Origin of the sequence: Haloferax sp. Atlit-109R (assembly GCF_003665865.1) — an archaeon.
Lineage (GTDB): Archaea > Halobacteriota > Halobacteria > Halobacteriales > Haloferacaceae > Haloferax > Haloferax volcanii.
In genome coordinates this window covers 590,827-611,988 of the sequence record NZ_QPLO01000001.1, presented here as the reverse complement: position 1 = coordinate 611,988, position 21,162 = coordinate 590,827, and the positions used below count along the sequence as shown (strand labels likewise).

Annotated in this window: 20 protein-coding genes and 1 pseudogene; 9 read left to right on the top strand and 12 right to left on the bottom strand. The window is 63.2% G+C overall.

The features are described 5' to 3' along the window. Positions 1-6: 6 nt before the first annotated feature. The 5 genes from DVK03_RS03240 to DVK03_RS03215 form a co-directional block, all read right to left on the bottom strand. Positions 7-936, bottom strand: a complete 930-nt coding sequence (locus tag DVK03_RS03240) for a transcription initiation factor IIB family protein (RefSeq protein WP_049896132.1) — start codon at positions 934-936, stop codon at positions 7-9. 99 nt (positions 937-1,035) lie between these two features. Then, complete coding sequence (locus DVK03_RS03235; RefSeq protein ID WP_006600654.1) at positions 1,036-1,260, bottom strand: hypothetical protein; 225 nt, start codon at positions 1,258-1,260, stop codon at positions 1,036-1,038. A 48-nt stretch (positions 1,261-1,308) separates the two neighbouring features. After that, the gene (locus DVK03_RS20225; RefSeq protein WP_223173879.1) at positions 1,309-1,560 is read right to left on the bottom strand and encodes an SWIM zinc finger family protein; all 252 of its coding nucleotides are present in this window, start codon (positions 1,558-1,560) and stop codon (positions 1,309-1,311) included. A gap of 620 nt (positions 1,561-2,180) precedes the next feature. After that, positions 2,181-3,065: a DUF955 domain-containing protein gene (locus tag DVK03_RS03220; protein ID WP_115802212.1), complete on the bottom strand. Its 885-nt coding sequence runs from the start codon at positions 3,063-3,065 to the stop codon at positions 2,181-2,183. Between the two features lie 640 nt (positions 3,066-3,705). Beyond that, positions 3,706-4,557, bottom strand: a complete 852-nt coding sequence (locus DVK03_RS03215) for a DNA-binding protein (RefSeq protein WP_115802211.1) — start codon at positions 4,555-4,557, stop codon at positions 3,706-3,708. A 1,291-nt stretch (positions 4,558-5,848) separates the two neighbouring features. On the opposite strand from DVK03_RS03215, the gene DVK03_RS03205 reads away from it, so the two are divergent. Further along, positions 5,849-6,322: a hypothetical protein gene (locus DVK03_RS03205; RefSeq protein ID WP_223173878.1), complete on the top strand. Its 474-nt coding sequence runs from the start codon at positions 5,849-5,851 to the stop codon at positions 6,320-6,322. A gap of 50 nt (positions 6,323-6,372) precedes the next feature. Next, a complete protein-coding gene (locus tag DVK03_RS03200) occupies positions 6,373-6,636 on the top strand; it encodes a hypothetical protein (RefSeq protein ID WP_049896150.1) in 264 nt (87 codons plus the stop codon). An 18-nt stretch (positions 6,637-6,654) separates the two neighbouring features. On the opposite strand, the gene DVK03_RS03195 is transcribed toward DVK03_RS03200, so the two are convergent. Continuing rightward, on the bottom strand, positions 6,655-6,873 hold the full coding sequence (locus tag DVK03_RS03195) for a hypothetical protein (RefSeq protein ID WP_115802713.1): 219 nt from the start codon (positions 6,871-6,873) through the stop codon (positions 6,655-6,657). Between the two features lie 1,140 nt (positions 6,874-8,013). On the opposite strand from DVK03_RS03195, the pseudogene DVK03_RS03190 reads away from it, so the two are divergent. Continuing rightward, positions 8,014-8,373 (top strand): annotated as a pseudogene (locus DVK03_RS03190) (hypothetical protein); the annotation flags it as partial. Positions 8,374-8,809: 436 nt separating this feature from the next. Here the strand turns inward: DVK03_RS03190 and DVK03_RS03185 are convergent. The 4 genes from DVK03_RS03185 to DVK03_RS03170 all read right to left on the bottom strand — a co-directional run bounded on the left by DVK03_RS03185 (position 8,810) and on the right by DVK03_RS03170 (position 12,561). Beyond that, on the bottom strand, positions 8,810-9,457 hold the full coding sequence (locus DVK03_RS03185; protein WP_049896133.1) for an MBL fold metallo-hydrolase: 648 nt from the start codon (positions 9,455-9,457) through the stop codon (positions 8,810-8,812). A 134-nt stretch (positions 9,458-9,591) separates the two neighbouring features. Next, a complete protein-coding gene (locus tag DVK03_RS03180) occupies positions 9,592-10,023 on the bottom strand; it encodes a universal stress protein (RefSeq protein ID WP_004044322.1) in 432 nt (143 codons plus the stop codon). 535 nt (positions 10,024-10,558) lie between these two features. After that, positions 10,559-12,046: a tripartite tricarboxylate transporter permease gene (locus DVK03_RS03175; protein WP_006600663.1), complete on the bottom strand. Its 1,488-nt coding sequence runs from the start codon at positions 12,044-12,046 to the stop codon at positions 10,559-10,561. Beyond that, positions 12,046-12,561, bottom strand: coding sequence for a tripartite tricarboxylate transporter TctB family protein (locus DVK03_RS03170; protein WP_115802208.1), 516 nt, complete (start codon positions 12,559-12,561; stop codon positions 12,046-12,048). Before DVK03_RS03170 ends, DVK03_RS03175 begins: the two co-directional genes overlap by 1 nt. A 293-nt stretch (positions 12,562-12,854) precedes the next feature. Between DVK03_RS03170 and DVK03_RS03165 the strand changes: the two genes are divergently transcribed. Then, positions 12,855-13,502, top strand: a complete 648-nt coding sequence (locus DVK03_RS03165) for an MBL fold metallo-hydrolase (protein WP_006600665.1) — start codon at positions 12,855-12,857, stop codon at positions 13,500-13,502. 219 nt (positions 13,503-13,721) lie between these two features. On the opposite strand, the gene DVK03_RS03160 is transcribed toward DVK03_RS03165, so the two are convergent. Beyond that, complete coding sequence (locus DVK03_RS03160; RefSeq protein ID WP_115802207.1) at positions 13,722-14,765, bottom strand: zinc-binding dehydrogenase; 1,044 nt, start codon at positions 14,763-14,765, stop codon at positions 13,722-13,724. 246 nt (positions 14,766-15,011) lie between these two features. Here DVK03_RS03160 and DVK03_RS03155 point away from each other — a divergent pair, with 246 nt between their 5' ends. From DVK03_RS03155 to DVK03_RS03145, 3 genes are all read left to right on the top strand, one after another. Next, complete coding sequence (locus DVK03_RS03155) at positions 15,012-16,022, top strand: tripartite tricarboxylate transporter substrate binding protein (RefSeq protein WP_004044327.1); 1,011 nt, start codon at positions 15,012-15,014, stop codon at positions 16,020-16,022. A gap of 204 nt (positions 16,023-16,226) precedes the next feature. After that, positions 16,227-16,916 carry a 4-carboxy-4-hydroxy-2-oxoadipate aldolase/oxaloacetate decarboxylase gene (locus tag DVK03_RS03150; RefSeq protein WP_115802206.1) on the top strand — a complete coding sequence of 230 codons (690 nt, stop codon included), beginning with the start codon at positions 16,227-16,229 and terminating at the stop codon, positions 16,914-16,916. 221 nt (positions 16,917-17,137) lie between these two features. Then, a complete protein-coding gene (locus tag DVK03_RS03145) occupies positions 17,138-17,911 on the top strand; it encodes an IclR family transcriptional regulator (RefSeq protein ID WP_115802205.1) in 774 nt (257 codons plus the stop codon). 60 nt (positions 17,912-17,971) lie between these two features. Here the strand turns inward: DVK03_RS03145 and DVK03_RS03140 are convergent, their stop codons facing one another. Continuing rightward, positions 17,972-18,868 (bottom strand): NAD(P)-dependent oxidoreductase, encoded by an 897-nt coding sequence (locus DVK03_RS03140; protein WP_004065139.1) that lies wholly within the window; start codon positions 18,866-18,868, stop codon positions 17,972-17,974. A gap of 329 nt (positions 18,869-19,197) precedes the next feature. On the opposite strand from DVK03_RS03140, the gene DVK03_RS03135 reads away from it, so the two are divergent. Together DVK03_RS03135 and DVK03_RS03130 are read left to right on the top strand one after the other, a co-directional pair. Then, complete coding sequence (locus DVK03_RS03135) at positions 19,198-19,866, top strand: type I 3-dehydroquinate dehydratase (protein WP_115802204.1); 669 nt, start codon at positions 19,198-19,200, stop codon at positions 19,864-19,866. A gap of 610 nt (positions 19,867-20,476) precedes the next feature. Continuing rightward, positions 20,477-21,151, top strand: coding sequence for a type I 3-dehydroquinate dehydratase (locus DVK03_RS03130; protein WP_004044332.1), 675 nt, complete (start codon positions 20,477-20,479; stop codon positions 21,149-21,151). The last annotated feature ends 11 nt before the right edge of the window (positions 21,152-21,162 follow it).

Below are 21,162 nucleotides of genomic sequence, written 5' to 3'. Positions count from 1 at the left end.
CGTTTCTCACGCCAGTTCGGTGAGTTCGACATAGCGTGCTCTGAGCGTTGGGACCGACACGTCCGCGAGTGCGGCGAGTTCGGTTTGTGTCGGGGCGACATCGTGTTCCGTTCCCGCGAGATAGAGACACGCCGCGGCGACGCCAGCCGGATTCCGCCCGTTCGTAATCCCATCCTCGTCGGCAGTTGTCGCGAGTTCGTACGCCCGCGATTGCACCTGCGAGGAGAGTCCGCTGTCCGACCCGAGCCGAGTAACGTACGTTCGAGCGGTGACGACCTGCGCATCGATTCCTAACTCGCTGTTGAGCGCCCGGTAGCCCGTCTGGACCTGGTCACACGAACAGCGCGCGACACTCGCGATTTCATCACGTGGGCGCGGCAGACCACGACGACGGCACGTCGCATAAAGGCTCCCCGCGGCAATCATCTCGACAGACCGCCCTCGGATGAGGTCTGCGTCCTGAGCACGTCGGTAGAGCTGACTCGCCTCTTCGATAAGACTCCACGAGAGGTCGAGTGCGCTCCCCATCCGGCTAATCTCACCGAGCGCCGTCGAGAGATTCCGCTCCGCTTTCGACTCGAAGCGTGCCCGCCGATGCTCGCGCCGAAGCCGGTGGAGTTGGCGTCGCTTCTTTCCTGACACCGTCCGTCCGTTCGCATCACGGTTGTAGCCGATTTCCGCTGAAACGCCTCTGTCGTGCCGCGTCGGGGTGAGTTTCCCACCCGTCCGTGGAACTGAATGTGGGTCCTCTTCGAACACGCGCGGTCCGTGCGTGTGGTCGAAATAGTACTGGTCGACGATGAGTCCACACCCCTCGCAAGCTGTTTCACCGCCATCCGTCCTCAGCCGTCCGTCACATTCGGGACACTCGCTGGCGTCGATGGATTTCCCGCACGATTCGTCGAAGGTTCGGTCGTAGATTTCTCTCAGAGACATGAGTGTCGGTCGTGAAGTGGCCTGATTCGCCACCCCGCACCCCTCAGGGTAAATAAAATTGGCTGCTAGCGCGTCGGGTGTCGTCGCGTCGACTGCGACCTACACCGGCTGGTTCGGACAGCCCTGCTCAAACCCGGACGGCTCGTTCCGTTCGTCTCCGCACTGGACACAGCGCCAGATGCGCCGCCGACCCTGGTCGAACTGCGTGAGTGTTTCGAGTGACGGTGCTCCGTCGTCGTCCCACTCGGTGACGACGAGAATCTCGTGTCCGGTCGGTGTTCGCTCGGCGATGCCGCTGTCGTGTTCGGTATGATTCGGTGCCATTGGAAGTACGAGGGAAGTTCCCCCGCACCCCTCAGGGGGTGATAAAACTCACCGCGAGGGCCCGAACGCACTCGTCTCTCGTCGCGACTCCGCCGCACACCGCGCGAAGCGCCCGTCCGGCTGAGGCAGGATACGCGTCCGGAGTTCGAATAACACCCGTCTCAGGTGCTTGCACTCGACACCGCGTTTCTGGTGGTCCGGACAGCTACACGTCCCCGCTGCGATATCGACCTCGTAGGTGTTCCCGCTCGATGACTCGACGTCGTAGCGCGGGCCGACGGTCCCGAACCGAATAGTCATCGCTTCGGTGAGTGCTTTCCACGTCCGTGAGTCTTCGACTGCGTAGCCCCCGTCGCTCACGAGCGGGCGGCCGGGTATCGAACGACACGGTTCGCGGAACTCGTCGCGCCGGTTTCGCTCGTGACCGCAGTTCCGACAGCGCCAAAACCGCGTTCGATAGCCGTCGCCATCGGAGAGTTCGATATCGTAGTCAGTTGGCTTGCTTCCTGGCAGCCACTCGGTCACACGGACGAGGTTGTGGCCGCGGTGAGTCGTTGACGCTGCTGACTGTCTGCTGGGTGGTCGTTGCGTTGTCATTAGAACGGCGAACGCTCGTGATGAGCCCCCGCACCCTGTGTGGGGGCGATAAAACGTCTCGGCGGTCGCTCACGCCTACCGGCCAAGCGACGTCTCGGTTGTCTCCGCGAGCGCTCGTTCGATTCGCGCCTGGGTCCAACCACACGGGGCCAATACACTCGTCGCCGCCCGAATCAGCGCCGTCTCGTAGAACCCCGCATCGTACGTCGACGGCGCTTCTTCGCGGAGCGCAACGCGTTCACGACCGCGCTTGTCGTCGTACGCTTCGAGTAGAGTGCAACTGGAACCTGTGCGGTTCTTCGGGAGTTACCCGTGTCTCCATACTACCGTACTCGTTGGTTCCCCCCAACTGCATCATCAATCGCCCCGAGTATCGACACCGTCACCGACCGAATCCGATTGAGCCGTTCGAGAACCGAATCGGCGTCCTCGCCCGCCCACGCAGCGAGGTAGAACGCTGAATTACACACATCCAACCCGAACTGCCGACCGACGAGATACGCGACTGCTTCCGCTTCGACTTCGCGCAGCGACCGCTCTGGGAGGATCGTCCGGTCTGCGTGCAACAGCCCATGAGCGACCTCGTGGACGAGCGTCGTCGCCATATCCGCCTCGTTCGGTCGCTGTCTGACTGCGACGCTTGGTCGGTGTCCCTGCGAGAATTCACACACACCGCGCGCCGCACCGTGGACCCACTCACTCGGAGACACGAGTGACACGTCCACCCCGAGCGACTCCGCCGCGGCACAGAGTATGGGAACGAGTCCGCTCGCGTCACCGTACGTGGCAGTCTCCAACGACGGAAGCGACTCGCCCGTCGTCTGTGACACGTCGAACACGGGGACCGGCTTGAACGACCTTAGTTGACTCGACCAGTCGGTGTACGGGACACCGTCACTCTCACAGTCGTCGTTGTGGCTGGACTTTGGTTTGCCACAGGCCGGACAGACTTTGGCTGTGATTGGAGCCCAGATCCAAATCGCCGACTCACCTTCCGAAACCTGTCTGTCGAACTCCGTTTGCCACGTTCGGTAGCCCGCGACGTGCGTCGCATCCGGACATTGCAGCGAGATCAGGAGAGCGTTCCGCGCGGAGTAATCGTGAAACTGGCTCTGGACGTCGAGCCACCGCTGGAACGCGTCGCTTGCGTGTGCGGTGGTCGTCTCGGCGAGAAGGTCGGCAATCCAGTCGTCGAGCGCGTCGAGCATCTCGTCGGTACGGGTGGGTGCGTCGCTGAACGTCGCTGTCTGCGTGGCTGTGTCTGGCTGTGACATTTCGAATCAGCAGGGCGAGTTGCCGCCCCGCACCCGAAGGGGGCAGATAAAATTCGGAGCGCGAATGGCCGTGGTTAACGGCTGTCCGAGAGACGCGTCTGGTGTATCTTAATCACGATTTTACTAATCATGATTTTACTATCTGAGTTGGTTAACTGGTGTTTGAGAGTTGAATCACTTGATGGCCATTCTGAGGCGAACCTTACCCTAGTAGCGAGGTCACCAACTCTGGATTGGAAAAGTCGAATTAGTAGTTAGGCTGCCACGGCTGGTTACAATTCGGGCATCGATCCGGAGCCGTTGCAATGTTGTCGTATGACTGGACGTTTCCGCAAGAACTGCACATCATTTCCCGTGCCATGGCCGCTGCTACTGTCAGCAATTGACTAAGTTGTAGGGTAGTTGATGAGTCGGTTCTGTACTGGTTGCCTCCCAATGAGCGGAGAGACCTATTCCTGTTTTTGAGGTCGTGGCTGCGCGCGCAGCACCGCAGGTGCGAGCACGGAGCGGTGGATGGGGAGGTGGGGTCTGGGCTGGTGGATACGTAAAAAAAGAACACACCCGCCGGCGACGCCTACTCAGCCCACCACGCCTCGCGCGCTGGGAAGCTGATGTCGGACCACCCCGTCACAGCCACCGACACGCGTCCACCGTACCAGCTCTTTGCGACGTTCCGCAGCGTCACCCGCTCGCCTTCTCTCACAGCCGGTTTTCTCGACTTGGCCCAAATGGTGAATTTCGTCGTTCCAGTTTCGTCCTCGATGAGTCCCACTTGTTGAATCGCCGCGCTCGACGACTCCCACAACTGCGTAATCGTACCTTCAATCGACACTTCACGACGACTGACCTCACTGACCGCCGCAATCGGAATCACCGTCCCGGGTGCCTGTTGCAACTCCTCGAACACACCCACGACCGCGCTCATCATCGAGTTCCCGTCTGCGACTACTTCGGCCAGCCGCCGGCTGATTGCCGCCCGCGACCACGCATCGAGTTTCGACTGCATCCGTGCCGCCTCCCTGTTCACAACGCCCAACTGTTCAGCCGTCAGTTGCTCACGCGGATCCACCTCCTCGGGGTCGGCCCACCGATTCACACACCCCGCACGCTTCTTGAACGCACGCGTTGCCTCGATACTCGACTGTTCGACCGCCGTCGCCGTCCGTGCTTCTCGACTCGACGTCTGTCTCCGGTCCCACCGTGCACGCGTCTGTTCGATCTCCCACTCACGCGCAGCCAGCCGCTCTTCTTCCGCGAGGGTCAGTCCCCGACTAACCGCTTCAGGATTGTTCAGGTCAACTTTGGCTTGAATCTCGAGTTCAACCGTGGGATGGAGCGCTGGCGTCTCACCAACCACGTCGTCGTCGACTGTCGAGGGGTGATTGCTGTGCGAAACTTCATTACGGAACTGTTTCTTACTACTCATTGTAGTTCTCTGAAAGGCGCTCACTCGGCGTCTTCTTCCGACACCACGACTCTCCAGCCGCAGCTTTCTCACAGACTGACCGACACCAATCGTCTCACGGCGACGCCGCCGCGCCTTCGCCGGCTTGTCCGGCGCGGCGCGTCGCCAACAGGTGTCCCCCACAGACGAGTACGGGGGTGAACCTCGAGGTGAGCGCGCGGTCAGGGCAGTCAATCCACCGACCCGCGGGTCGTCGACCCCGTGCAGGCCGTCCGTCGGAGACGCAACGGCTGAACCGGGACGACGAGACGGCAAGCGGGGGGTTGACAGTCCTGAACGGCGTCGCATACGGCCACAGCGAGGCCGCAGAGAGCGAGGACCCGCCGGACCAGCACCGCGCCCGGACCCGCACGAGCCTGTCCCGTCCGTCGCAGACGCAACGGAAACGCCTCGTGCGGCAGCCCGGTGCGGGCTGGATGCCCGCGGACCCACAGCTCGTCGCGGCCGAGTTTGAGCGCACGCCCGGCAGGCCGCACAGCCAGCCCTGAGTGAGCCCCGGACCGTGGCATACTGGGGGTGAGCACGGCGACCCCCAGTAGCCACCGCAGCCCGGACGAACGAGGGGTGAGGGCAATCGCCCGAACGGCGAGCAGCCCGCCCGGACCGCGCAAGCGGCCACGTCTGAACCAGCCGGCCGGCGGCGCGACCGCATCGAGGGAGCGCCGACCCAACGGCTGGTGAAGATGCAGCCAGCCCGGTCTCGGTCACGGCCCGGACGGGGGCCGAGCGCTCGCAGGCCCGCCCTCGGGGCTGACCGGTATCGGGTGGCTGCACCCGGCCCGACCCGGCCCCGCGACCGTGACCCGTCCGTCGCAGACGCAACGGCAGCGCGAAACGCCCGGGCCCGGCAGGAACGGTCTGCCCGCCGGAGCGCGCACAACCCGAGCAGTCGCCCCCAAGCGTACGGACGCGCGTCGCTGTTCACTTTGGGAGCGACGCTTGGGAGACGCCCACTACTCGGTCACGTCGTCGATGAACTGCTTGGAGAGACCCGACGTGACAGCCAGCAATATCGTCACATAGCTTCGGTGTGAAGTGTTCGTATGGGACTCGAAATTGATGAGGAGCGATTGGGGGCCGTCCTCGAAGCGCTTCCGACCGCTGCACACGACGGCGTCGGCCGACACGTCCACTTCACTCGCCAGAAGTACGAGACCATCTACGAAATTAACCCGAGACGATTGCTGGCGACCTCGACCGTGTGTTTGCGATTACGGTCCGGCAACGAGCAGGTTCCATTGGCACTCCCCGATTGACTGCCGCCCAAGAGCGGTTCGATGCTGGCGCGTTTCGTGCAGCGGAAACGCACGATGAGGCATACAAGTTACTGACTGCAATTGATGATGTTGGTCAGAAGATTGCGAACGAGTATCTCCGAAAAGTCGTTCACGCGTTCGAATTCCGGGACTCGTGGGTGGAGGATCTCCGCGTCCCGCTTGATACACACGTCACGAGAGCACTCATCGACCCGAAGTGTATCCACGAGAGCAATGGGAGTCGCACAGACCGAACGACGGTCGCCGCAGTTTTCAACCCTAATTCGGGGAGCAACCCATCAACACGAATCGCCGTCGACGACATGCAAGCGGCGTTCAAACGGGTCGCCGAAACACAGGGAACTGACCGAATCGCTTTCGACGAACTCTGGTCGGAACACAAGTTCTTCCTCTCGATTCCGGAGTTTCGAGACAAAAGCTGTCTGAGTGAGTTCCTCAACTCGCGGTGAAGATGTTGGGCCACGACGACTTTACTTCTGCATCACGTCTGAGAGACACGATGAGTCTACTTACTGCAGTCGTCGTGTTCCTCGTCGGCTTCGTCTCGGGGGTGGTGGTTCGAACAGTGGCCGGACTCGCAGCCATCGTTGCACTTCTGTTAGTCGTCTTCGGCGTGGCCGCGCCAGATATCGGCCTCATCAATTATATCGCGACACAGTACTACCAGGGGAATGAACTGCTCTTCCTTGCTGGACTCCTGTTTGGGATCGACGCCAAACAGACTCGGCGAGTCGTCGTCGACCGCGGAACAAGTTCGAAGTGATGTGAGGGGATTTCGGCCCTACTTGTTCACGTCACTGATATCCAACCGTTCGTGCACCTGTTCTGTCCGCGCCAGCAGTTGCGTGTACGCCGTCGTATTCCGGCCCGGTGGGGTCCGCGGCACGCCATCGAGTTCGTCGACGACGACGGCCGTCTGCAACAACAACTGGACGAGTTGCGCGGGGGCGACACCTTCGTCCGCGTAGAGGCGAAGCCACGCAAACAGTTCGAGTGTCATCTGTTGTTCGGTCGCGCTATCGACAGTCGTCTCCGTCTCGCAGTGGACACACATCGTGAATCAACACAGGCCAGAACACGCGCCTGCAGGGGTGCAGGCGCGCGATAAAACACCTCGGTGCGCCCCCACGAGCTGACCACAGACGTGACGGCTACCGACCAGTTACCGGGTGGGAGTGAACGGGGTCGCGGCGAGGACGAAGACGGCCGACTGTAGCACCGCAGGCCGAAGGCCGAGGCGCGCACGGAGGTCTTCGAGTCGTCGCCGCGGGGGCGTTCGAAGTCACACACGAACACAGCGAACAGCCTCGCGACCCGCTTCTCCACCCATCACAACCGCAACCAGCAAAACACCGACCACCCACCACGATTCTCGTCTGCTGCCACCGCACGCACCCGTGCTTCCACCGCCTGGCGAGTCGCACATTCACGAGGGGAATACTCAGGTGCGATTCTACACCCGTGATAGCGAGGAGAAACCGGGACGCACGCGCTACACCCACAGTTTCCAGGGATGTACATGGACGGCCTGCTCCCGTAAGGGTGTACTCGGTTGTAACCAGCGTGGGGGTGTAGCGAACCGGCATCGAGTCATTCAATTCACCCACACCAACAACCCGTTTTGCTCGGATACCTCATCTTCGACCACTCTCGGGACGTGTTTGGATTGGATACTAGTGCCGTTCGCTGGTGCTCACACTCGTCTGGGTGCCACTGTTCACGATTGGTGAGTTTCCTTGATCCCGGATACAATCCATCGTACGGGGGGTGTATCGCCTGTTTTCGGGAGTAGTTATTCGGACCTGTTGCGTCGCGTTCACCCGACTGACTCGTCGCGACATCTCCTTGTCTATCACCTCACGACAACCCCGTTCTCCCCGTGTTCGCTCGCCAGCACACGTCTCTCACGCGTTGCTCCACTCGCACTAGTGGCCGGCAATTGCCGACTTTGTGTAGGGTATTACGATGGCTGGGTTTGTTGGGTCGACATCTTGGCTGGAGGGGATGTTGTTGCGGGCATGTGCAAGGGGTGTAATCCAGTCGAAAGAGAGGTTGCTTCAACGTCCACGTATTCGACGGCTTCGCCCAACACTTGATGCTCTCGACCCATAGGACGTTCGTCACCAACGCCAGCGCAGCCGAGACGACCGAAGACGCCGTCGAACTGGCGACCGCGGGCGTCGCGGGACGATACGACTGGGCGGAGCGAGACGCCGCAGTCGCGGACTTTCGGTCGCGGCTCAACCCCGCGCTGACGAACGTCGAACGCGCGCGCCCCGGCGGCGTAGCGTTGACGACGAACGACTCGGCGGCCTCCGGGTGGGCGCTCAGGAACTGCCCCGACGGTCCGTCTCGGGAGTTCGGGCCCTGCGTCGCCGACGACGGCGTCGTGGTCCAAGAGCGCGCGGGCGAGACGACCGTCGTCGCCGTCCTCGTGGACGTTCGCATCGCCACGCCGCGGTCGCGGACGGACCTGACGGTTGCCGCGCGCCCGAACTGAACCCCATCGGCTCGGGTCGTCGCGCACCCCGATGGAGACCGGTCTACCGAGGCCATACGTTGACAATCAATGGTCTGACTAATCCCAAAAAGTATATGCAAATAGACTATTCAAAAGGAAAGAACCGAACAGACACAGACCGGCCGTGAAACATCCATAAGAAGCCAGTAATAGCCCATTATCGCGGGTTCAATAGGAGGATGCTAGTTTCTTCCGCATTGATGGCGTATCGAAATTCAGTCAGCCGAATATCGGCGTTTTGTGGGCTATGTGTCGTTTTTTCTCTTTTTACCCCTCCGACAGAGTCGATTCCCCCGACTCAAATTTATCAATTTTCACTATATCAAAGGAATTTGGTAATCGTTGTTCTGACTCGGGTGTGGAGCGACTCCGCGGCCGTGTCGGTCGGGTGCGCCTCCGGCCGACTCGAAGCGACTCAGTACGACAGCGTCCACTGGCGGTCGATGAGCCAGTCGTCCAACTTCCCGAGCGGGTCGTCGTCGACGTGCGTGCCGTGGCTCACGAGCACCGTCTCGATGTCGTAGTCGAACAGTTTGACGAGGTTCCGCTCGGCTTCCTCGTGGCTCAGGTCGTTGAACTGCGCCGCCGGCGGGACGAGGAATCCCGGCGGGAGACCGCGGCGGTCCGACCCCTCGACCACGTCGCCGGCGATGAACACGCCGTCGTCCTCCAACAGCAGGCCGCTGTTTGCGACCGTGTGGCCCGGCACCTGCACGATTCGAATCCCGCCGTCGAGCACGTCGTCGTGGCGGAAGTGGCGGTCGGCCTCGATGTCGAGCGCGTCGTAGAAGCCCTTCGCGCCGCCGGGGACGAGCAGTTCGGGGTCGAACGCATCCAACACGGCGGGCGTCCCGCCGAAGTGACCCTCGTCGCCGTGGGTGATGACGAGTCGGTCGACGCCGCCGAACTCCGACTCCAGCACGGACACTAATTCGTCGCCGTCGTCGGGGAATGCCGCGTCGACGAGCGTGGTCGTTCCGGCCGGTCGGTCTTCGATGACGAACACTCGGACGTGGTCGAACTGTATCGTGTACACTCCGTCTGCGACTGCTGTCACTGTCATGCGCGGTCGAGACTACGGCGAGTCGCGATAAAAAGGGAGACGCGCGTTCTCACGCGCGTGTAACGCGGCGGTCCGAAGCCGAGCCGACGAACCTGCGCGGCGGCGCTCCGGGCAGACTCGCGCCCCGACGGGCGCTACTCCTCGTCTGCGAGGGTCGAAACGACCGGGCACGACGCGTTCAGGAGAATCGACTGAGCGACGCTTCCGAACAGCATCTTTCCGGTGCGCGAGCGGCGTCGCGGACTCACCACGATGTAGCTCGCGTCCTGTCCGTCGGCGTACTCGATGACTTCGTCGGCCGGGTTGCCGACGAGTCCCACCGTCTCGTACGGAACGTCCAGTCCCGACACGGAGTCTTCGGCCATCTCGGCGGCGGCCGACCGAATCTCGTCCATATCCTTCGGCTCCTCGGCCTGCGCGCTCGTCAGCCCGAGGTCGATGAACTCCGAGCGGGTCAGCGCGTGGACGACGTGGACCGCTTCGTCGAACGCCGCCGCCAGCGATGCGGCTTCCGAGACAACGTGTGCTGATCGACCTGACCGGTCGACTGCTGCAACAACGACCATACCAGCGTGTACCACGGTGGGATATAATATCGTTTCGCCGAATCCCATTCGGAGCGACCACCGAGCGCCGCGTCGGCGCGATTCGCGGTTTCGGTTCGCGGTTTCGACAGCCAACGCGACACGTGAGTTCGACCGTCGAGCCGGATGTATTTCAACAGTATCGTAACTAAACCGAAATCGACCGAATCTCGTTACGGAGCTATGTCTGTAATTCCACTCCGAGTAGAACGAAAATTACCCCTGTCTTTCAACATCCTCGAAACGGAGCCGGTCAGTTCAAGCGGGTCGCCCGCGACATCGACGCCGTCGCGTGGGGGTGTGAGAGACCGGAGTGAACAGAATGGAACCGGGAGCCGACAACACTCCGGCAGCCGTCGTGAGCCGTCTCGGTGTTAGCCTCGGGCGCGCGCCTTGCCTGCTGTCGAAGCACCGCACGCGTCGCGAGCGCCGAGCGGTGCGCCGTTCGGGTGCAACCCGCGGGAGAAATCAGACGGGGAACGAACGCGGCGTGAGAAAAGCGTCGAGGGTGGCGGCGTTACGCGTTCGCGCGAATCGAGCGCACGGCGGGGAGCGCAATCGCACCCAGACCGAGCAGGATGATGACGAGGGCGATGGGACTCGTGAGGAAGATGGTCGGCGACCCGCCCGAGAGGACGAGCGACCGGCGGAGGTTCTCCTCCGCGATGGGCGCGAGGATGAGCCCGAGCACCATCGGTGCCAGCGGGTAGCCCCGTAGCCGCATCGCGTACCCCAACACGCCCGCGCCGAGCATAATCCACGCGTCGAAGACGTTGCCGCGGAGCGCGATGGCTCCGATGACACACAGCACGAGGATGACGGGCCAGATGTGGGACTTCGGGATGTTGATGAGGCGCGCCCAGTAGTTCGCGCCGAGCATGCCGAAGATGAGGATGAACACGTAGATGAGGAGGAACCCGACGAAGATGGTGTACAGCAAGACCGGCTCCTCTTGGTACAGGCCCGGACCGGGGTTCACGTCGTGGACCAACAGCGCGCCGATGAGGATGGCGGAGACGGAGTCGCCCGGGATGCCGAGCGTCAGCGTCGGAATCAGTGCGCCGCCGGTGCTCGCGTTGTTCCCGGACTCGGCGGCCGCGACGCCGCGAACGTTCCCTTCACCGAACGACGGGACGCTGTCTTTGAGCCAGCGGGTGGCCTCGTTGTACGTGATGAACGCCGCGATGTCGCCGCCCGCGCCGGGAATCGCGCCGATGAACGACCCGAGGATGCCCGACCCGACGCTGACCGGCGCGATGGACCGCAGGTCGGAAAGCGAGGGGAACACGCCGGTTATCTCCTGGTCGACGCGGTCGTTCCCGCTGTTGATGCCCTGAGAGTACTTGCGAAGTCCCTCGGCGATGCCGAAGAGGCCAATCATGACGGCGATGAACTCGACGCCGGTGAGCAGTTCGGGGATGTCGAACGTAAACCGGTGGAAGCCGGTCACGGGGTCGATGCCGACCGTCGCAACGAGCATCCCGAGCAGACCCGAGACCATGCCCTTGGTGAGCGAGTCGCCGCTCACGCTGGCGATGATGGTCAGTCCGAAGAAGGCGAGCGCGAAGAACTCCGGCGAGCGGAACCGGAGGGCGGCGTCGGCGATGACCGGCGAGAAGAACATCAGCGCGAAGACGCTGATGACGCCGCCGACGAACGACGCGATGGTGCTCACGCGAATCGCGCGACCCGCCTCGCCCTTCTGGGAGAGCGGGTGGCCGTCGAAGATGGTCGCCGCCGCCGACGGGGTACCCGGCGTGCGGATGAGAATCGCCGGAATCGACCCCGCGTACACCGCGCCGCCGTAGATACCCAACAGGAGAATCATCCCCTGACTCGGCTCCATCGTGAAGGTAAACGAGAGCAGGACCGCGATGGTCATCGTCGCGGTCATCCCCGGAATCGACCCCATGAGGATGCCGAGGAAGATACCGCCGACCATCAACAGGAGGATAAACGGGTCAGCGAGGTTGACGAGCGCCTGCCCGATGTATTCGACGACCATCAGAAGGTCACCACCAGTGGGAGCTGCGGCAGCAGTCGAGACACCGGGATGATACCCTCAGGGAGGCGAACGAGGAAGATGCGGCCAAAGATGTAGAACAGCGCGATGGGGAACCCAATCGACAGCACTGCGAGCAGCAGCTTCGAGTGGATGCTCGAGTAGTAGAGGACGACCGGCATGAACACCATGGTCGACACGAGGAACCCGAGGAGTGGCATCACGAGGACGTACGCGACGAGGAACCCCGCGACGACGGCCGCGGGCTTGAAGTCGAACTCCGAGATTTCGAGCTCCGTCTGGGACCCCGTCAGCACGTCGATGCCGGCGAAGAAGATGATGCCGACCGACACCGCAATCGGGAAGAACGACGGCCCGACGCCGTCACCCGACGGGAACTGGCTCGCAAAGAAGATGACGACGACCGAAAACAGGATGAAGAAGACTGACAGCGGACTTGAACGAACGCTCTCCAAGCCGATTCTATCAAGGACGGCCCCGACTTTCTGAATCACCATTATTTGTTCTGCCTCGTGGTATGATACCAAGCAATCGTATGTAATAAACATATTGGTCTTTCCCCGTCCGTTCGGGGCTGAAAGTCACGATTTCGACACGAGAGCTAAGTACGGTCGAGACCATCGTCCAGTCACCGTCGGAGACCGCCAGCGAGACTGGACAACCGCACACTGAAGCGTGGCCCGGCGGGCGGACGGTACGGTAGCGAAGCCGACATGTCCGCGGGCGACAACGCCGGGTTTCGCGCCCATCGATAGAATTAACCAGCGCTGCGAACTACCGTTCCACCGGAATGAGTGTTAGCAACGTCACCGAGGGTATCGACCAGATTCAGTTCGAACACGTCCGGGTCCTCGTCCTGAAGGACACGCCGACGGGGAAGACGACGCTCGTGGACACCGGCTTCGACGAGGACGGCGAGGAGCTCGTCGAGATTCTGGAGCGGGAGTACGGCGGCGTCGACCGCGTCATCATCACCCACGGCGACCACGGCCACCACGGCGGCCTCCCGTCGGTGATGGAGGCGTTCGACCCCGAACTCGTCGCGTCGGCCAACGAGTCGAAGCTCCACGATGCCATCGACTACGAGCCTGACGTGACGTTCACCGACGGCGACCTGCTCGACGGGAACATCCGCGTCATCGAGGTGCCGGGCCACACGAAGGCGACCTCGGCGCTCCTGCTCGAAGACCGCGACATCCTCATCTCCGGAGACGCCCTCGACGGGGCCGACCGCGCGGGCCTCCCGGCTGGCTACCTGCTCCCGCCGCCGGCGCTGTTCAACGACGACCACAAGGCCGCCGAAATCAACCTCTACGACCTGCTCCAGTACGACTTCGAGACGCTGCTCGTCTTCCACGGTTCGCACGTCTTCGAGGACCCCAAGGGCAAGCTCGACGACTTCCTCGTCGAGCGCGAGTGGGACCCCCGGCCGGAGTGACCCCGCCCCGTCGAACCGAGCGGCACCGGCGGTGTCACGATTCCCGATAGCCCACTTCGCGGCATGCTTTTCTGACGACCGACTGCGAAGCGGTCGCTCTGGACAGAGACAGGCGAGTGGTGAACGAGCTGTGGTGTGAAACGAGCCGTGGCTGAGAACTGAACCGCGGCTATGAAACGACGGCTGAGGGTGACTGCGAGCGAGACGGAATCGGTCGCCTTACTCCCGAAGGACCGAAACGTCGAACACCGGCTTGCAGGTCTCGCCGGCGAGGAACGCCTCGAAGGCGTCTTCGGACTCGGTGAGTCGGTAGCGGTCGTCGAGGAACGTGGCGTGGTCCACGTCGCCCGAGCCGATGAGTCGGAACGCCCGCTCGAAGTCCTCGAACGTCGCGCCGTAGGTACACTGGAGGTCGACCTCCGCGCGGACGAGCGGCGTGAACTCCATCGTGGTCTCGCCGGTCTGCCCGACGAGGACGATTTGGCCGCCCTTGCGGACCTGCTCGACCGCCATCGGCAGTCCCGAGGGGTGGCCGGTCGTGTCGAAGACGACGTCGAAGCCGACGCCGCCGGTCAGGTCGCGCTGGGTGGCGGTCAGGTCGTCTTCCTCGATGTTGACCGCGGGGTAGCCGAGTTCCTCCGCGAGCGGGAGTCGGTAGTTCGTGTCCCGGCCGACGCCCGCGACGACGACTTCAGCGCCCTGCGAGGCGGCCACCTGCGCGCAGAGCAATCCGATGGGACCGGGACCGGCGACGAGCACTCGGTCGCCGGCTTTGACCCGGGAGTTCTGAATGACCGCGCGCGTACAGATTGCGGTCGGCTCGACGAGCGCCGCGTGCTTCGGTTCGACGTTCGACGGGACCGACTGGAGCGCCGACTCGGGGACGGCGATGTAGCCGGCGTACGCCCCATCGAGGTCGATGCCGGTCAGGACCGCGTCCTGACAGATGCTCTCCTCACCGATTTGGCATTGGAAACACTCGCCGCAGCCGCGAATCGGTCGCTCGACCACGCGCTCGCCGACGGAAAACCGGCTGGCTTCGTCGCCGCGTTCGACCACGCGGCCGGTGTACTCGTGGCCGATGATGGTCGGCATCTCCATCCGCTCGAAGGCGGACTTGAACTTGTAGATTCCCGCGTCGCTCCCGCAGAGTCCGGCGTAGTCGACTTCGATGAGGACCTCGTTGGACGCCGGTTCGGGTGTCTCGACGTCGACGAGTTCCATAGCTCCGGGCTCTCGGCTCGTTTTGGCTAACCCGCGCATACATCTCCTTGAATACCGCCGGGGTATAAATCTACGCTCTTGGGGGAGAAGCTCGCGGGCAACGGTCGACACGAACGCGGGCCGTCAAGCGATGTCGCGAGCGCGAGTCCCCGCGAATCCTCCCGTTTCGGCCGGCGCTCGCGGGCGCGCGAAATCGTTCAGAACTGCACCGCGGTATCGACCGTCGCGCCATATTCGGAGCGACCACAATGCTTATTGTATGGATTGTTCAAACATTCGGGTACAATGGGAGACGACACCATTAGCAATCGGAGTGGACGGAGCGCGCTGAACAGACGGAACTTCATCAAGGCCGCCGGCGTCGGCGGGGTTGCGCTCTCGGCCGGCTGTCTCGGCAGCCTCTCGGGAGAGCAAGAGTGGCCCTCCCGTCCGGTCGAGGTTATCTCGCCGTGGTCCGCCGGGGGCGGAGCCGACCGAACGAGCCGCGCGGTCGCAGACGCGGCTGAGAACCACACCGATGTCTCGTGGAACGTCAGCAACCAGACCGGCGGCTCCGGCTCGGTCGGGATGAACGCGGCGGCCAACGCCGAGCCCGACGGGCACACCATCGGCTGTACTGCCCCCGAGATTGCGCTGTTCGAGCACCTCGGTATCGCCGACCTCAGCCCCGACGACATCACGCCCATCATGCAGTACACCGAGTTCCCCGCGGCGCTCGTCGTCAGCGAGGACGCCGAGTTCTCCACGCTCGACGAGTGGATCAGCTACGGGCAGGACAACACCCTGCAAATGGCGAACTCCGGGTTCGGGTCGTCGTGGCACATGGCGGCGGCCGGCATCGCCAGCGAGGCCGGCGTCAACGTCGAGCACATCTCCTACGAGGGTGCCGCCCCGGCTATGACGGCCGTCGTGAACGGCGAGGTCGACTGTACCGCGGTCGGCGCGGCCGAGGTCGCGCCGCAGGTCCAAGACGGCGGACTGTCCGCCCTCGGCGTGGCGTTCGACCAGCAGGTCGAGGCGCTCCCGAACACGCCGACGCTCCAAGACCAGGGTCTCGACATCTCCATCGGCTCGTGGCTCGCGCACTTCGCGCCCGCCGGCATCGACGACGAACTGAAGCAACAGCTCGCCGACGTGTACAGCGCCGTCTACGAGGACGACTCGTTCGTGGAGTTCATGGAGAACAACAACTTCATCCGCGTCGAACGCGGCCCCGACGAGCTTCAGGACTTCCTCGACCAGCAGTACGAGTTCTACGGCAACCTCGTCGACGAACTCGGCATCGAAGAGCAGTAACGTCGCCACCGCCGCCATCGAATCCCGTTCCCCGCGACAGAGGCACCCGACTCGACACGTACCTGCGCCCTTCTCTTTTCGTCGGCTCCACACCGCGAGCGGCGGCGGTCCTCACAGCGCTCTCGCGACCCGCGACCCGCGACGCGGACCGCAAGCGTTCGACCGACCGATAGTTTAACGTAAATCGTCCGCATCGAGTCGGGTATGCACACGATAGAGCTCGACGTAGAGCGACCGGACCGCGAACTCGTCGAGGCGTTCGAGGAGATTCCGAGCACCATCGTCTCCGACGTGACCGGCAACATCGGACTGACCATGGACGCCGGCCTCCGGCCAGCCTACGACGGCGTCGAGATGGCCGGGACCGCGGTCACGGTGAAGGCCGCGCCCGGCGACAACCTCATCATCCACAAGGCGATTACGCTGACCGAGCCCGGCGACGTGCTCATCATCGACTGCGACGGCTACACCGACACCGGCCACGTCGGCGAACTGATGTGCACCTCGTGTCAGGCCAACGGCCTCGCCGGACTGGTCATCGACGGCGCGTACCGCGACAGCCGCGAAATCGCCGAGATGGAGTTCCCGGTGTACGGCCGCGGCGTCAATCCGCAGGGACCGCTCAAGCAGGACCCCGGCTCCATCAACGTCACCGTCTCCGTCGGCGGCGTCAGCGTCGACCCCGGCGACATCGTCATCGGCGACGACGACGGGCTCGCGGTCATTCCCCGTGAGGGAGCCGAGGAAGTCCTCGAACGCGCACACGAGAAGCTCAGCGCCGAAGATTCCGTCCGCGAGGAAGTCCTCGAGGGCGAGTACCTCTACGAACTCAACGGCTACGACGAACTGTTCGAGAACCTGACCATCGTCGGTCCCGAAGACTCGATTCAGTAACGTCACCGAAGACGCGGCGAGCCGCGACGACGACCGACTCGAACAGTCCGCACGTCGACTGTCATGCCACCCGCGCGACCCGCGTTTTTCCCGAACCCAGACCAGTCGCGAGCGACGCGTCGGCCACGCGACCCCGGCGGACAGGACGTTCGACCCGCCGAACTCCAACATCGTTGAAACGAATCGGTGCTATTAGGGACGCGGTGGCCCATCGTCAAGTCATGACGAACTCCACCGGGTCGGGCTCGCGGCGGATACAGAGCGTCGAACAGGCGTTCGACATCATCCGATATCTCCGCGAAGTCGACGGCGCGACGCTGTCGGAGACCGCCGAGGACATGGAGCTGCCGGTCAGCACGGCGCACATCCATCTGGCGACGCTCGTGGACACCGACTACGTCGTCAAGGTCGGAAGCGAGTACCATTGCAGCCTGCGGTTCCTCGAGATGGGCGGGTCGATGCGCGACGGGATGGCGCTGTACCGGGTCGCCAAGCCGGAACTCGACGAACTGAAAGAACAGACCGGCGAGCACACCAACGTGACGGTCGAGCAAAACGGGTTCGCCGTCCAGCTCTACAAGGCCCAGAGCCCGGAGTCCATCGACGACGACGCGCCGCTCGGCGACCACCTCTACCTCCACTCGACGGCGACGGGGAAGGCGATGCTCGCGAAGCGCTCGCGGGACGAGGTCGACCGCATCGTCGACCGCCGCGGCCTCCCGGCCCTGACCGACGACACCATCACCGACCGCGAGGCGCTCCACGAGGAACTCGCGGAGATTCGCGACCGGGGCTACTCCATCAACCGCGGCGAACACTACCCCGGCGTCTGCGCGGTCGGCACCGCCATCGTCTCCGAGCCGGACGACGCCGTCGGCGCGATAAGCATCAGCGGCCCGATGAGCCGCATCGAGGACGGCCGCATCGAAGAAGAACTCGGCCCGGCGCTCCTGAACAAGAAGAACATCATCGAGCTGAAAATCAAGCAGTACTGAGCGGGCGACCGAAGCGCCGTCGGCCGCGGTCGCTGCGCTCGGCGGCGATCTCCCGTCGTCTCACTCGGGAGGGCTGTCCCACTCGGAGCCGTCGTCGGCCGGTTCGTAGTCGAGGACCGCCTTCGCGTGGTCGGTGTCGAACCAGCGAGCCTTGTTGCCGCTCACCGCGTAGAACGTGTCGTAGGTGACCGAGTCGTCTTCGAGACAGCATTCGAGCAGGTGCGCGAAGTCACGCTGCGAGGTCCACGTCGCCTTGAGCCGCTTGACCATCTCCTCGTACTCGTCGCTCCCGCGCTCCCACGAGCCCGTCTGTGACTGGTCCCACACCTCGCCGTCCTCGACTTTGTGCTCGTCGCCGCGGTCGACGCCGCGCTCAGCGTCGCCGTAGGGGTGGTCGTACTGCTCGGTCCGCACGCTGGAGATGCGAATCGAGTAGACCTGGCTCGGCGCGCCGTCGCGGCGGGCGTGCGTCCGGCAGATGTGCTCGCCGAACATCTTCGAGGCACCGTAGTAGCCGTCGGGCTTCGGGAGCGTCTCGTGGGTGAGCCGAAGCGGGTCGTACTCGCTGGGATAGTCCTCCTCGTAGAGGTCGGGCGCGAGGTCCTCCTCGTACAGCCCCATCACGCGCTGGGAGGAGGCGTAGATGAGCTTCTCGACGCCGGCGTCCTCCATCGCCTTGAGGACGTTGTACGTGCCCATGATATTCGGCTCGATGATATCCTCGAAGGCCGCGCCCGCGTCGGACTGCGCGGCGAGGTGGATGACGGCGTCCTGCCCGTCGAACGCCGGGCGGATAGCCTCGTAATCCGCGATGTCTGCGACGAACGTCTCGTACTCCGGGTGTTCGGTCCGGTCGAGATACGTGAACTCGTACTCGTCGCGTTCCGCGAGGTGGTTGAGAATCGCTTCGCCCGCCTCACCGAACGGACCCGTGACTAGGACTTGCTGCGTAACCATCGATACTGAGGGATACGGAACTCCCCGATTTAAATCTTGGTGGCGGCGGTAAGTTCGTCTCGCTCGGAAACGCGCCGCTTCGACCGTCCGTATTTCGACATCGTTGAAACAAATATGGTCTGTAAGACCATGATAATTACAGGATTAAGTTTGTCATAGTTATCCGCGAAACGCCGTCGTCGACCGAGATTCGTGACTCTCGGATGGTTCCAACATTGTCAAAACGGCGGCGTGCGTGACTGTGTGTCGGGTTTCGAGGGACTGACAGGTGACGGCGAAACGCGCTCGGCGGGGAACTATTTTTATACGAGTGCTTGGTATCAAGTTCCATGGCTGCGGACGCATACGCGTTGGCCGGAGTGACCGAGACGCTGACCGAAGCGGCGGCCGCGGAAGGCATCGCGGACTACGTCGAGTTCCGGATGGACGGGGCGACCACCCCGCTCGACGCGCTCGACGAGTACGACGGGTCGGTTCCGCTCATCGTCTCGAACCGGCCGGAGTGGGCCGGTGGAACCGCCGCCGAGTCCGACCGGCTGGAGACCCTCGTGGCCGCCGCCGCGTTCGACGCCGTCGAGATGGTCGACGTGGAACTGCGGACGATTCGTGAGTGCGGATGGCTCCGAGACGAACTGCGCGAGCAGGACGTCGAACTCATCGTCTCCCACTACGACCGCCACGAGAAACCTCAGAAGACGGAACTTTTGCAGATAGTATCAGATTGTAATAACTACGGCGACGTGGCGAAGCTCGTCGTCACCGCCGAGGAGAAAACCGACTCGCTCGCGCTGTTGCAGTCGTTCAATACCGCCTCCGAACGGGGGATGCGAGTTACCGGCTACGCGCTGGGCGAAATCGGCCGCCACACCCGCGTTATCGGCGTGTTCTACGGTGCGTCCATCGCCTATGCACCCATCGTCAGCGACGAGCGCGCTCCGAACGACATCGACCTCGAAAAGCTGTCGAACCTCGTCGAGTGGGTCTCTGCGGCCCGGTGAGCCCGTCGAGTCGGGGACGGCGAATCGACGGGTCGACCGCGTCGAACCGGGCGGTTCGTCCGCGGAATCGTCCGCGACTGTCGGTGTTTCGGACCGGCCCGACACGGGAGTGTTGTGCCGACGAGACGGTGATACTATCAGAAATACAGTACTCAAAGAAATCAGAGATAATTCGACCGAGTAGGACCAACTCGTCCGGGCGAGACGCCGTTCGGGTCGGGGTGGTCGGACGGCCGGGCGACCGAACGACTCGACCGGGTGGCTCACCGACTGCGCGCGCCCACGTCGGTCGCCGGCAGACGCCGACTGCCGGTGTCCGGTCGCGTCGTCGGAGAACAGATAGCCGAGCGTTGACGCCGAACGCCGAAGGTTTCTCGACAGTGTTCAAATCAGCGCCTCATAATCGTCGGCTCATAGCCGATATATTCGATGAACATTCCGGAGAAACCGCCGAAAACGGCGTCTCTCACCGCCTACGAGGGGGTGAGAACTCTTGCGTCGACAGCTAAGATTTATAGGCGATGGGATGATAGGCGTTCACATGAAACTCGACGAGTCTGCACTGGCGGCGACAACAAACGACCTCACACGAGAGGTAGACGCACGAGGGGTGGCAGACCTCATCGAATTCCGAATGGACCAAGCGGACGACCCGCTCGAACAACTCGCCGCGTACGACGGCGAACTCCCGATAATCGCGACCAATCGCGCACGATGGTTCGGGGGGAAGGCAAGCGACACCGGACGATTGGACGACCTGTTTTCCGCATCTCGGTACGACGCCGTGGAGTTCGTCGACATCGAACTCGAAACCGTCCGCGCCAAGGAGTGGCTGGCCCACGAGTTCCGCGAGAACGACGTGCAGCTCATCATCTCGCATCACGACTTCGATGAGACGCCCGACCGCGAGGTGCTCGACGCCATCATCGAGCAGTGCGCGGAGTTCGGTGACGTTGCGAAGGTGGCGGTGTACCCCCAAAACCAGCGCGACACGCTCACGCTCTTGGAGGCCGTCAACGACGCGACCAACCGCGGCATCGACGTGGCCGGTATCTCGATGGGCGAACTCGGGAGTCACACCCGCGTCATCGGCCATCTCTACGGGTCGAAGCTCGGCTACGCGCCCCTCCTCGCGGACGACAACGACTACGCGCCGGGGCAGATTCCGCTCGAAAAGCTCGCCTCGCTCATCGAACTCACCAAAAACGAGCGCGTCGACGGACAGGTCATCGACACGATTCGGAGCGAGGTGTCGGTGCCGAAGGAACTGACGCTCTCGGACTGACGCCGGCGACC

Coding starts and splice junctions, on each gene's coding strand:
- DVK03_RS03240 (WP_049896132.1), bottom strand. CDS start 936: ATGTCTCTGAGAGAAATCTACGACCGAACCTTCGACGAATCGTGCGGG.
- DVK03_RS03200 (WP_049896150.1), top strand. CDS start 6,373: ATGAGTCTACTTACTGCAGTCGTCGTGTTCCTCGTCGGCTTCGTCTCG.
- DVK03_RS03155 (WP_004044327.1), top strand. CDS start 15,012: ATGGGAGACGACACCATTAGCAATCGGAGTGGACGGAGCGCGCTGAAC.
- DVK03_RS03170 (WP_115802208.1), bottom strand. CDS start 12,561: ATGGTGATTCAGAAAGTCGGGGCCGTCCTTGATAGAATCGGCTTGGAG.
- DVK03_RS03145 (WP_115802205.1), top strand. CDS start 17,138: ATGACGAACTCCACCGGGTCGGGCTCGCGGCGGATACAGAGCGTCGAA.
- DVK03_RS03235 (WP_006600654.1), bottom strand. CDS start 1,260: ATGGCACCGAATCATACCGAACACGACAGCGGCATCGCCGAGCGAACA.
- DVK03_RS03140 (WP_004065139.1), bottom strand. CDS start 18,868: ATGGTTACGCAGCAAGTCCTAGTCACGGGTCCGTTCGGTGAGGCGGGC.
- DVK03_RS03195 (WP_115802713.1), bottom strand. CDS start 6,873: ATGACACTCGAACTGTTTGCGTGGCTTCGCCTCTACGCGGACGAAGGT.
- DVK03_RS03165 (WP_006600665.1), top strand. CDS start 12,855: ATGAGTGTTAGCAACGTCACCGAGGGTATCGACCAGATTCAGTTCGAA.
- DVK03_RS03160 (WP_115802207.1), bottom strand. CDS start 14,765: ATGCGCGGGTTAGCCAAAACGAGCCGAGAGCCCGGAGCTATGGAACTC.
- DVK03_RS03175 (WP_006600663.1), bottom strand. CDS start 12,046: ATGGTCGTCGAATACATCGGGCAGGCGCTCGTCAACCTCGCTGACCCG.
- DVK03_RS03180 (WP_004044322.1), bottom strand. CDS start 10,023: ATGGTCGTTGTTGCAGCAGTCGACCGGTCAGGTCGATCAGCACACGTT.
- DVK03_RS03220 (WP_115802212.1), bottom strand. CDS start 3,065: ATGCTCGACGCGCTCGACGACTGGATTGCCGACCTTCTCGCCGAGACG.
- DVK03_RS03215 (WP_115802211.1), bottom strand. CDS start 4,557: ATGAGTAGTAAGAAACAGTTCCGTAATGAAGTTTCGCACAGCAATCAC.
- DVK03_RS20225 (WP_223173879.1), bottom strand. CDS start 1,560: ATGACTATTCGGTTCGGGACCGTCGGCCCGCGCTACGACGTCGAGTCA.
- DVK03_RS03135 (WP_115802204.1), top strand. CDS start 19,198: ATGGCTGCGGACGCATACGCGTTGGCCGGAGTGACCGAGACGCTGACC.
- DVK03_RS03150 (WP_115802206.1), top strand. CDS start 16,227: ATGCACACGATAGAGCTCGACGTAGAGCGACCGGACCGCGAACTCGTC.
- DVK03_RS03185 (WP_049896133.1), bottom strand. CDS start 9,457: ATGACAGTGACAGCAGTCGCAGACGGAGTGTACACGATACAGTTCGAC.